Origin of the sequence: Pedobacter changchengzhani (genome assembly GCF_004354365.1) — a bacterium.
Lineage (GTDB): Bacteria > Bacteroidota > Bacteroidia > Sphingobacteriales > Sphingobacteriaceae > Pedobacter > Pedobacter changchengzhani.
In genome coordinates, this window is sequence record NZ_SJCY01000002.1 from 253,582 (window position 1) to 266,172 (window position 12,591).

The 12,591-nt window shown below is 35.3% G+C and carries 8 protein-coding genes; 1 reads left to right on the plus strand and 7 read right to left on the minus strand.

Annotated elements, in window-relative coordinates; all coding sequences use genetic code 11:
- Positions 1–2: 2 nt before the first annotated feature.
- The 7 genes from EZJ43_RS03945 to EZJ43_RS03975 form a co-directional block, all read right to left on the minus strand.
- On the minus strand, positions 3–1,394 hold the full coding sequence (locus EZJ43_RS03945; RefSeq protein ID WP_133261373.1) for an MFS transporter: 1,392 nt from the start codon (positions 1,392–1,394) through the stop codon (positions 3–5).
- 34 nt (positions 1,395–1,428) lie between these two features.
- Positions 1,429–2,583, minus strand: a complete 1,155-nt coding sequence (locus tag EZJ43_RS03950) for a glycoside hydrolase family 26 protein (protein WP_207924562.1) — start codon at positions 2,581–2,583, stop codon at positions 1,429–1,431.
- Positions 2,584–2,673: 90 nt separating this feature from the next.
- Positions 2,674–3,825: a glycoside hydrolase family 26 protein gene (locus EZJ43_RS03955; RefSeq protein WP_207924563.1), complete on the minus strand. Its 1,152-nt coding sequence runs from the start codon at positions 3,823–3,825 to the stop codon at positions 2,674–2,676.
- Between the two features lie 60 nt (positions 3,826–3,885).
- A complete protein-coding gene (locus EZJ43_RS03960; protein WP_133261374.1) occupies positions 3,886–5,157 on the minus strand; it encodes a glycoside hydrolase family 26 protein in 1,272 nt (423 codons plus the stop codon).
- 322 nt (positions 5,158–5,479) lie between these two features.
- On the minus strand, positions 5,480–6,616 hold the full coding sequence (locus EZJ43_RS03965) for an IPT/TIG domain-containing protein (protein WP_133261375.1): 1,137 nt from the start codon (positions 6,614–6,616) through the stop codon (positions 5,480–5,482).
- A 9-nt stretch (positions 6,617–6,625) separates the two neighbouring features.
- On the minus strand, positions 6,626–8,281 hold the full coding sequence (locus EZJ43_RS03970) for a RagB/SusD family nutrient uptake outer membrane protein (protein WP_133261376.1): 1,656 nt from the start codon (positions 8,279–8,281) through the stop codon (positions 6,626–6,628).
- Positions 8,282–8,301: 20 nt separating this feature from the next.
- Positions 8,302–11,469, minus strand: coding sequence for a SusC/RagA family TonB-linked outer membrane protein (locus tag EZJ43_RS03975; RefSeq protein WP_133261377.1), 3,168 nt, complete (start codon positions 11,467–11,469; stop codon positions 8,302–8,304).
- A gap of 188 nt (positions 11,470–11,657) precedes the next feature.
- Between EZJ43_RS03975 and EZJ43_RS03980 the strand changes: the two genes are divergently transcribed.
- A complete protein-coding gene (locus EZJ43_RS03980; RefSeq protein ID WP_133261378.1) occupies positions 11,658–12,533 on the plus strand; it encodes an AraC family transcriptional regulator in 876 nt (291 codons plus the stop codon).
- The last annotated feature ends 58 nt before the right edge of the window (positions 12,534–12,591 follow it).

Sequence of the window (12,591 nt, forward strand, 5' to 3'; positions counted from 1 at the left end):
TGTTATATTTCATTTTTACGTTTTTGCGCTAATTCTGCCTCTATCGCTTGCAATTTATTTTCGCTAAGCGGATAAAAAATAATAAATACTACCGAGAGGGCACCTGCAATTGCGGGTAAAAAACTAAGCATTAACTGGATTCCGTTTTGCGTATAAACAGACTGCAACACATTTGCCTGGAAACCAAAGTAACCCAAAAGCCAGCCCGTGGCAGAACCGCCGATAGTCCACCCAAATTTTTGAGACATAGAAGACGCAGAAAAAATTAAACCTGTTGCTCTGCGGCCTTGTTTCCATTCAGAATAATCTGCAGTATCAGCATACATTGCCCATATCAATGGGAAAATTGAATTTAAAGTAATGCTGATGACCACCTGCAAGGCGTAAATTGCAAATAAGTTATCGTTACCTACAAAATGAAAACCAACACTAAAAATTGCTGCCAAAGCCATTGCACCCATAAAGGTTAGTTTTTTCCCTATGCGTTTTGATATTGGTGTGGCTATAACTACCCCGATAATCGCAGCTGCTTGACCTAATACGAGATAAAAAGATGTTGGTGTCATTTTAAAAGATTGACCGAACATATTTATTGTAAAATCTTGCGCATTTGTAATGCAATACTTAAAGTAGTACACCGCAGCGCCATCACGAATGGATGAAAATATTAAAGCAAATACACCTGCGCCCAACAAAATCCACCAAGGTCTATTTTTCCAAAGATCGTTAAGGTCATTTTTTAAAACTGGTTTTTCTTCGTTAATGGGTTGCACTCTTTCTTTAGTTAAGAAAAAGCAACCTAAAAATAAAGCTGTAGTAATGGCTCCGAAAACGATGATTGTGTATAACCATCCATCTTTAGCATTCATACTTCCACCGAAATGCATTACCAGTGGCTCTACCAACCATAATGCAAAAACGCTACCTGCAAAAGCAAAAACCATCCTGTATGACGATAGTGTAGTTCGTTCTTTACTATCAGGACTGATAACGCCCAAAAGTGATGCATAAGGCACATTTATAGCAGAATAAACCATCATCATTAAAGAATAAGTAACATATGCGTAAATAATTTTACCCTTCATATCAAAATCGGGCACGTAAAATGTTAATACACCAATTACCGCAAAAGGAAAGGCTGTCCACAATAAAAATGGCCTAAATTTTCCCCAACGGGTTTTCGTTCTATCAGCTATTATGCCTATAATCGGATCAAAAAATGAATCCCAGATCCTGGTTACCAAAAACATCGTTCCGACAACAGTTGGTGCAAGACCAAATACATCTGTATAAAAAATGAGAAGGTACATCCCAAAAATTTTCCAGAACATAGAAGATGCAAAATCTCCAAAACCGTAACCAACTTTCTCTTTAAAGCTTAATTTTTCGTGCATGTGGTTCTTGTTAACTAATTTGAATGAAAGCTATTTATTTATATATGTTAAACTTTTTTAAATCACTTTGAAAAAGTGTTCCTTTAAAATCATGAAATTTCTGAAAATCTGGTGCGGATGGATGCCCCAAATAAGGCCCGTAATAATGAAACTTGTTCTCGTCTGCTTTCCACCCGTGGTTTCTCCAAACTAAAACATAAGATATTTTGTAATCTCTAATAATTGGCCACAGTGTTTTTGTCCACCAAGCCTTATCAGGTACCGCTTCTAAACCCGTTTCTGCAAAAGTTGGTATTTTTTTATGTGCTTTCGCAATAGAATCTAAAATCGTTAATCCATTTTTTATTTGTGCCTGAAATTTAATTCTCGAATCTTGCATTACCGAATCTGTTGCAGTTGGACTGGCATATTGATAATTATCAAAGCCAATCATATCCACCACATCATCACCCGGGTAATGTTGCATAAATTCTGCTGCAGTTTGAAAAGTATTAGGGCTATAAGTATAAATTAGGTTATGAATGTGTTTTTTATTCTTCAAATAATCAACCGTATATCTGTATAATTTTACATATTCTTCTGGCGTAGCCGATTTATTTCCCCACCAAAACCAAGAACCATTCATTTCGTGGTAAGGCCTAAAAAGCACAGGAATTTGCTTGCCATCACTTCCTTTTAAACTCTTTAAAAAAACAGCAAGGTTATCCATCCATTTTTTATATACCACTTGCTTGCTACCACCGGGTAATACATCGTTAATCGCTTTTGTATTGTCCCAAGCATTTTTTAAAGTATTTGGGTTATCTACATGCCAACCAATGGTGTTAATACCGCCCATATCGTAAACAGACTTTATGTATCCTTTCATTTTATCGAAAGGCACATCATCAAGGTTTTTTGCATTGCCATACTCAATATGCCCTAAATCCCATCCAAAAACCGCAGGATAATCATTTACAACATCTTTAATGTCACTTCTTTTACCGTCAGGATTTTTCCAATTTACACCGTAAGCCAAATCATCTTGGTGGCCAAACATTATGCCTTTGTTCAAAAGCTTTTGAAGGTTTTTATAAAGATTTTTTGTTTCAGTGGTTGCTTTCTTATCGGATAATTCCATTTTCTGTGCAAAAACCATTTGCATTGTTAACGTGCAGAAGATGACAGTTATGAGGTTTTTAAATTTCATGTTTAGGTGGTTACTGGATTGATTTTTTATGTTGATTGTTCGGCGAAATTTTGATGGTTAAGTTTTACTGTATTTATAATTTGTTAATGATTATTGATAAACGTTGTATTTTGAAATATCTTTTTGAAAAAGTGTGTTTGGTAACTGGTAAAAATCTTGAAAATCTTTTGCTGAAATTTGACCTGGATAGGGCGCGTAATAATGAAACTTTTTCTCTTTCTCCATCCAACCGGCATTTCTCCAAACCATTACATAAGAAATTTGATAATCCTTCATGGTATCCCACAATGTGGCTGTCCACCACTTTGCATCTGGAATGGCTTCGAAACCTGTTTCGGCAATTGCCGCAATTTTATTATGCGCTTTAGCTACCGAATCCATTACCGTTAAATCGTATTTCATAAGCTCAATATATTTAGCTTTTGAAGCCAAAATATTTGCATCATTAATTGGATTAGCAAATTGATAGCTATCGAAACTCACGATATCGATTACATCATCTCCCGGATAGCGCTGGGTAAACTCACTAGCCGAATTAAAAGAATTTGTATTAAATACATAAATTAAGTTATGTACGCCTTTTTTATTTTTTAGATAATCTACTGTGTAGCGATATAAATCTACATATTCTTTGGTACTGGTAGAATCCTTTCCCCACCAAAACCAACCGCCATTATGTTCGTGATATGGCCTAAACAAAATCGGTATCTGTTTGCCATCACTTCCCTTTAAACTTTTTAAATAAGTGGCTGCGTTATCCAACCATTTGTTAAAAAGCGCATTCTTTATGCCACCGGGCAATATTGCATAAACAGCTTTTGTATTATCTGCGTGATGCCCCAAAGTTACCGGATTATCCATGTGCCAACTAAATGTGTTTATGCCACCCATATCGTAAACAGCTTTAATCTGTTCCCTCATCTCAATAAAAGGTACGCCATCAACATTTAATAAGCGGTTGCGTTCTATTTTACCCAAATCCCATCCAAAAACAGCTGGATAATCATTTACAACATCAAAAACATCACTTCGCTTGCCATCGGCCTTTTTCCACTCTACACCGTACGATAAAGTTTCGTGGTGACCGAACATGACCCCCTTTTTCAGAAGCACTTGAAGGTTTTTATAAAGATTTTTAGTTTCTACGGTAGCTTTAGCATCGCTCAATCGCATTTCTTGAGCCGAAACACAAAAAGTAAATAGAGAACAAAAAAACAGGAATGTAAAATCCTTAAATTTCATCAGCTAATTTATTTAATACCCTTAACCAACATCTTCAATGTTGGTTAAGGGTAAATATTATTAGTTTATTTTGTAAACGTTTGGAATTTTATCTCCAAACACCATTAACGAATTGTTTTTAAAACTTGTAAAATCTGCAGCTGCAGGATGCCCGGCATAAGGAACAAAAAATTCGTCGTTCCTATTACTCCATGACATTGTATAAGCAATTTCGACCTTTTTTTGCGTTAAAGCTGGCAAAAGCACATTACTGTACCAATTTGTTTGACTTGATGTTTTCAAGTTTAACCCAGTCTCTGTTAATGCAGCAACTTTATTCGCTTTAAGTGCGTAATCAGACACGATTTTAATTTTATTACTAGCCGCAGTGATACCACCATTGCTAACTTGATCTGCAGCTAAATCATAATACTGATCCATCCCTACTACATCTACATAAGCGTCGCCCGGATATCTATCTAAATATTGGGCTTCAGTAGTTGCTCCCCTATCTGGAGACCATGCAAATAATATATTATGAAGGCCTTTAGTATCTCTTAAATATTTAACAGTATATTGATATAGATCTTTATATTGTTGAGGCGTACAATGCGATGAACCCCACCAGAACCAAGTTCCATCCATTTCGTGAAAAATTCTAAAAATAACTGGGATTGGCTTATTGTTTGCATCCTTGAGTGTATTAAAATATGCAGCTACTTGATCTAATGATTGGTTGTAAACTGCATTATAAGAACCACCTGTCAAAATTTGAGAAACAGTATTTGGTGATAAACCATCGTAGTTAAAGCTTGCGTTAGTGCCTTCAACAGAACCATCTCCAGGTCTTTTACTTAACACTGGGTTCCAATAGTGCCAAGAGTATGTATTTATACCGCCACGGGCGTAAGCATCTTTAGTTAACTGCCTAATCAAATCAGGGGCTTGGTTGGTAAAATAATTGTTTTGTCGGAAAGAAGCAATGTCTAACAAATCCCAACCATAAACTGCTGGGAAAGCACCAGTTACTTGTTTTACATCAGATGTGCCGTTTCCTGAATCAAAATTAAATCCCGACTTTGTATCGTCTTGATGCCCGAACATAATTTGGGTTTTAGACATCATTTTCATGTTGTAGAATAAAGCCGCTGTTTCATCGGTAGCATTTTTATCAACCAAAATACCCTTAACACCACTTAATGTAGTTGGAAATGTAGGCGTAATTACTGGAGGCACGACTACTACTGGAGGAATAACGGGTGTTGGCTGGGGCGTATCTGTTTTAGAACAAGAATAAAGTGTTGCTATACATAACGAACCTAAAAAAAAGTAATTTCTAAAGTTGAGTTTCATATTGTTATTATTTTAAAATATTATACTTTAATAGTTATTTTTTGAGGGGCATTATAGATGTTATAACTAAACATATTTAAAAGATGAAAAGATGTTTCCAACATTTAAATACAGGTTAAGCGATAGAAGAACAAATTATTTTTGCAATATTTCTTTGAGAGCAGTTAAGAAGAAACTGTTGATATTATTTACGAGCAACTGCCTAACGCAGATGTTTGTTTTTACAATTTGAATTAAATATGATAATTGATAAAGATCACTGTAAAAAATATCTCGATGCGATAAAAAATTTTCGCATCGAGATAATTAAAAAAATTAAATTTTAAATGAAACCTATGTCATCAATGTAGATGATATAACCACCACCGCTAAAATCTTGCAGCACAAGTTCTGTTATTGATGTTGGATTACCTAGTTGCGAAAGTGGAACAGTAAAATCAGTATATACACCTGCAGTAAGTGTAAGTGTGATTCTATTGTTGTAATTTCCACTCAAACCTAAAGATACTTGTTTACCTGTAGAGCCTGGTCCACCAAATATCGAAAGCTTTACAGATGTTAGACCCAATGTTGAGGTACTAACGGTTGCGCCATTATAATAATATTTAAATCCTCCGTATGCTGCGCCAGGAAAGGTGTTTTTGATAGACATTGTACCTCTTTTTGGGTTTTCGGTACTTGTACTAAAGGTTACACCATTATATCCCTGAAGACTCCAGCCAGTAGGCAAAGCATCATCGAATGCTAAATATTTAAATCCAAAAGAACCTACAGATTTAGTAATTCCACCGGCAGTTTCAACAAAAATATTTGCTTGAACAACACCCGCAGGTACTTTAACCTTAATTTGTGTTTTGGTTGGCGTGCCAACAATTTCTGCGGGAATAGTTCCAAATCTTACAGCTATCAAGTTTTCAAAAGTAAGTCCATTAATGGTTACAATATCACCAGCACCTCCAGCTAATGGAGAGAAATCTGTAATCGTTGAAGCAGGTTGTTTAATTGGAAATTTGAATTTAGCTGTTCCGTACTGAGTGGTAACAATAATCTCATCTGTTTGCCCTGGTCCATAAGGCGTTAAAGTACCAGTATTCACAATAATACTATTATCTGTTACCAAAGTTGGGTTAAAATAAACTTTGTATCCATTAAAAGAAACAGATAAGGTAGTTTTTAAACTTGTTCCAACAATTGCGTATAGATTATTTAATTGTCCAGTAACAACAGTTGAATCGAATGGCTTTACACGATAATCATCATACACCTGATTAACATCTAAATTAACACGATGAACCACATTTTTAATCGTATCAAGCTTAGAAATTACACGAATTCTTTGTATAGTCGGCGCATCTTTACTGCCACCCGCATTATCTTTTTTACATGAAGTAAAAAATGACACCATTAGTATCGGCAATAGCCAAAGGGTGTTCTTACCCATTTTTAAAATATTTTTCATAATTTTTAATTATTTAAATGTATAAGGTACAGGTGCTTGTAAAAGTTTTGGATTTGCATTTGTTTCTGCTGCTGGATATGGGAAATAAAAATCCTTGTTTGTGATTGTTACGTATCCATCACCATATCTTTTTGGTGGACTATCATTATTTGAACCACCTCTATCCTGTTGTGCAATTAATGCAATTGCTCTTGGGTGATTTGTTACATTAAAACCATCTACCCTACCTAAATCAAACCAAAAATCATTTTCAAATGCTAATTCTCTTCTTCTTTCGTTTAATATATCATCTACAATTAACATAGATGGTGTTTGGGTTGGTGCACCAGCTACAGCAGCCGCAGGATTAGGAACCAAGTAATTTCTATTTATGGTTATTAAATTACCTAACCCAGCTCTGTTTCTAACCTTATTAATTGCATTTAGTGCATTAATATCGGTACTGGTAGATGCTCCATTCATAATTGCCTCTGCTAAGATTAAATACACTTCAGAGTAACGCATCATATAGGTATTGTTTGGTGCTGCCTGACGGCCACCAAAACCTCCGTTATCTGCTGGGCTACCTACAACATATTTTTTAACCGCAGCGTGTACGCTGTTAGGACTTGCAGTTAACGGAAAAGTATATCCACCATCCGATTTATGAAGTTCTGGATAAAAATCGCCAGGCAACATAATTGTCGCTTTTCTACGTTTATCTCCAGATTGGTAAAGATCCTGTAAATCAAAGGTTGGCGCCAACAAACTATAACCATCACCAGTTAACGTTATACCGTTGTAGGCAAATGCAGCTTGTTGTGGATTTCCCTCGCCATAACTGCCGGTTTTGGCCCATTGTAGTGCAATTACGGATTCTTCATTGTTGTTATTTTCTGTTAAGAATAGATCATTATACGTTTTGCCTGTAATATCTGTTCCGTACAGTTTAAATTCTCCGCTGCTGATTACTTTTTGTGCTTCTAATTTTGCATTAGGATAATCTTGCATATACAAGTAAACCTTTGCCAATAAAGCTGATGCAGATCCGCTCGAAACTCTACCTGTTCCATAACCAGATCTCATCATAGGCGCTAAATTGGCCTCAGCAAACTTCAAATCATTTACCATAAATTTGTAAATGTCAGGAATAGGTGCCGTATTTACTTGGTAATTTTGAATATAATCGGCACTATTTTCGATAATTGGCACAGGTCCAAAAGTTCTAACAATATGGAAGTAAGCTAAAGCTCTCCATAAATGAGCTTCTCCTAAAGCATTATTTACTACTGCTTGAGGCACGCTCGGATCAACCTTTGTAGGTAATGTATTTATTACCGCATTTGCCTGAGCAACCACTGTAAATAAAGAATTCCAAGCAGACTCTAACTGTGAGTTGCCACTCGTTACCGAAAAATTGAAAAAGTTAACGATATCTGATGATCCACCTCTTCCGTTACCAGAAGCCAAATCGGTAATGGCCCAACCAGATTTACCGCACCAGCCAAACCAACTAACGCTATAAAGTGCATTGGTTGAAGCTTGAACTTCTTGTGTTGATTTGTAATAATTATCAACTGTTATTGCTGCCTGAGGAGTTCTGTCAAAAAAACTCTTTTTACAACTTGAGATTGTTACCACCGATAATAGGGCTACCGCTGATAAAAATTTTATATTCTTTCTCATCTTAAAATCCTTTAACTAATTTAAAATTTTGCATTAACTCCAAAAGTAATTACTCTCGGACTTGGGTATCTGCCTAAATCAACGTTTGATAAAAATACATTCTGATTGATAGCGCCAATTTCTGGATCTAAACCTGTGTAATTAGTAAAAGTGTATAAATTTTGTGCACTAACATACACTTTTAATCCACTCAATTTAACTCTCTGAATATATTTTAAAGGAACATTGTAACCTAAATTTACATTCTGAATTCTTAAAAATGAACCGCTCTCCAAGAATCTATCAGAGTTTTTCAAGTTTGGATTATCTCCACTTTTAGGTGCTGGAATGTTCGAATCAGAATTTGTTGGTGTCCAATAGTTTGCTACACTTGCCAATTGGTTTGTATATAATCCCGCAAGGTTACTAATCTTATAATTCAATGCGTTAAAAATCTTTGATCCGTAAGAACCATTTAAGAATATAGATAAATCAAAGTTTTTGTACGAGAAATTGTTAGTAAGACCGTAAGTAAATTTAGGATTTGGATCGCCTAAAGAGGTTTGATCGTTCTCATCAATTTTTCCGTCGCCATTTATATCTTCAAATTGAATATCGCCTAACCAAGTACCCGCACTTCCTCTTTGTACTGGTCTGTTAAATTGTACTGGTGCACTTCTCAATTGATCGTCCGTTTTAAAGATTCCTTTAACTTTATATCCGTAAAATTCTCCAACAGGTCCGCCAGCAGAAGTTCTAGACACAGGTAAAGATAAAAAGCCAACATTTATACTACCTGGCAAATAAGGTGTACCTGGTGCTAATGAAATTACTTTGTTTTTATTAAACGACATGTTTCCACTGGTACTCCATTTAAAATCACCAATCAAATTACGGCTGGTTAAAGTAAATTCCAATCCGGTATTTCTTAATTCACCACCATTAATAAATGGCGCAGAAATTACACCCCTCGCAGAATACTCAGCTACTTTACCTAATAAATAAGCTGGAAGTTGCGATTGGAAAAGGAAATCTTTTGAAGTTTTTCTGTAAGCATCAACAGATACATCTAATCTTGAATTAAAAACGCTGAAATCTAAACCTGCATCGGCTTGAATTTGTGTTTCCCATTTTAAAAGATCGTTTGGCACTTTATCTACAGCATAACCTGTACCCAAACCCGTTGGATAAGGAACTAATGCAACGCCATAAGAATAATTGGGTATAGCTTGATTTCCAGTACCACCATAACTTGCTCTAAATCTAATATTATCTACTTTACCCTTTAAGCTTTGCGCAAATGATTCTTCTGAAATCTTCCAAGATGCACCAATTGATGGGAAAATACCTACTTGATGACCAGGAGAAAACTTAGATGATTTATCTGAACGTACAGTAGCTGTCATACTATATTTTTTGTCATAAGTATAAATTGCTCTTACGAAAAATGATTCTAATGCTTGGCTATCTTTGTATTCATCATTTGTAGCCGTTTTTGCATCTCCTAAATTTAAAGATTGTAAATCGTTACTTAAAAAATTAGATCTACTTAGATTTGTACCTTTCCATGACGATTGATTTACCTCGTAACCTGCCAATGCCGTTAAATCATGTTTAGTGCCAAACATTGTTTTGTAGGTCAAATATTCTTTCCAAGCCCAATATGTATTTCCCGAATAATATTCTGTAAGCTTATTGGTTTGATTAATATCTAAAGGACCATTATTGAAGGTTGGCAAGAACTGTCTAGCCTCTGAAGAACTAAAATCACCATTCAATTCAGACCTTAGCGTTAAACCTTTAATAAAAGTAATATCCGCATAAGCGCTTCCGTTTAAGCCTGACCTTAAAAGCGTATTGGTAATGCTTAACGCTTGTGCTATAGGATTTGGAGGCGTACCTGATTCGAAAGCCTGACCACCTGTAAAACTTCCATCAGTATTTCTAACAGCCCTATCTGGCGAACTTAGTAACGCATTATTTGCGATACCACCGTTATCACTTAAACCTCTATTTTCAAAACTTCTGCTTCCAGATAAAGTCATACCGGTTTTAAACCAGTCTCTAACTTGTCCGTTTACATTAGATCTAAATGAATATCTATTATAATCGCCACCAATAATAGTTCCTTCTTGATCTAAGTATGAACCAGAAATATAATAATCCGTACCGTCTTTAGCACCAGAAAGTGATACTTGATGGTTTTGTTGAGCAGCAGTTCTAAATACTTCTTTTTGCCAGTTAGTTCCTTCACTTAACAGTTCTGGATTCGCAAATTCTGCTCTACGGCCAACGCCCAAAACATCGGCTAAATCATTTTGATATTTTGCATATTGAGGCAAATTCATCACATCCAAAAAGCGACCTTGTTGCCTAATGCCGTAATAGCCTTCATAATTGATAACACCTTGACCATTTTTACCTCTTTTTGTGGTAATAATAACCACACCGTTCGAACCACGGCTACCATAAATTGCGGTAGCAGAAGCATCTTTCAAAATTTGGATAGATTCAATATCATTTGGGTTAAGTGTTGTTAATGGACTTACTGTTGTTCCTCCATTACCACCACCTTGCTCTCCTTTATTATCTAAAGCTAGCGCTCTTCCGCTAGTGGCGATATTAGATGGATCACCAGATATGGCCACACCATCAATTACATACAAAGGATCATTGGCAACACTTAATGAAGTAATACCACGAATTCGCACCGAAGTATTACTACCAGGCGCACCAGAGTTTTGACTTACGTAAACACCCGCGGCCTTACCTTGCAACAACTGATCTACACTTACTTGTGGAATCTCTTGAATGTCTTTTGCACTGATTACAGAAATTGAACTGTTCAAATCGCTCTTTTTCTGCGTACCGTACCCGATAAACACAACCTCATCCAGCTTATTAACCGATGATTGTAATTTAATGGTTAAAAAAGTCTTTCCAGATACATTTACATCTTGAGGAGTAGCGCCTATAAAACTTACAGTCAAAATAGATTTATCAGAAGGAACGCTAATTGCAAATTCGCCACTACCATTAGTTGAGGTAACGATTTTTGTTCCTTTCACCATAACCGATGCGCCTGGTAAGGCTAGGTTATCGTTGTCTACTACTTTTCCTTTAACTAACTTCTCTTGAGCTTGAACGCTAAGAAAGGAGATCGTCAAAAAAAATACGCAGAGGAATTTTAAGTAAAAAAATTTTCTCATAATTAGATTATTTGGTTATTGATTAATTAACTTCAAATATAACGGGTAAATAACCTTTAAATTAATACTATTTTAACAAAGTATATCCACTTTCAGTAATTTTAAACTATTAGAACTATTTGAATCGATTGTTTAAAGTATAGTATTTTAACAACTAATTGCTATATTTATGCAATTAATTGATTGAGATGAGCAACAATATTATACGAGAAATAACCCCATTAACTCAAAACGACTGTTTCACGCTATTTTCTCGCAAGAAGAAAAAGTTCGATTTCCCACTTCATTATCATGAAGAGTTTGAACTTAACTTGATTATTAATGGAAGTGGTGCGAAAAGAATTGTTGGCGATCATATAGAGGTTATTGATGATTTAGAGTTGGTGTTGGTTGGCCCAAACCTCTGCCATGCTTGGTTTGACCATGAAAATAAAAGCGACGACATTATGGAAATTACGATACAGTTTCATAAAGATTTGTTTGATGATTCACTGCTGCGGAAAAATCAATTGAGCTTTATACGTAATATGTTCGATCAAGCGAAGAAAGGTATTTTATTTGCTAATGATACCATTGAGCGGTTGAAATCCAGAATTATGTCTTTAGATAAAAAACAAGGTTTTGATTCTGTATTAGAGCTAATCTCAATTTTGCACGATTTATCAATTTCGAGAAACTTTAAAACCTTATCCGATTCGAGTTTTAGCAACGAACAGTTTAATTACAACAGCCGGAGAATAGAGAAAGCATTCGAATATATGAATATGCATTACGGCAAACAGATTACTTTATCAGAAGTTGCCAAAATTGCCAATATGCCCGAAACATCATTTAGTAGATTTATGAAAAAAAGAACGGGGAACACATTTATTGATAGCTTGAACGAAATAAGGATAGGCCACTCGAGCAGAATGCTAATTGACACCACACATACCATTGGAGAAATTGCCTACAAATGTGGTTTTAACAATATTTCGAACTTTAACCGAACTTTTAAAAAGAAAAAAGATTGTACACCGAAAGATTTTAGAGAGAGTTTTACGGGGACAAGAATTTTTATTTAAGCGTTAATTGTAATTCATCAAACTTGAAATAATTTTTGCCAGATATTTTTCATACTAT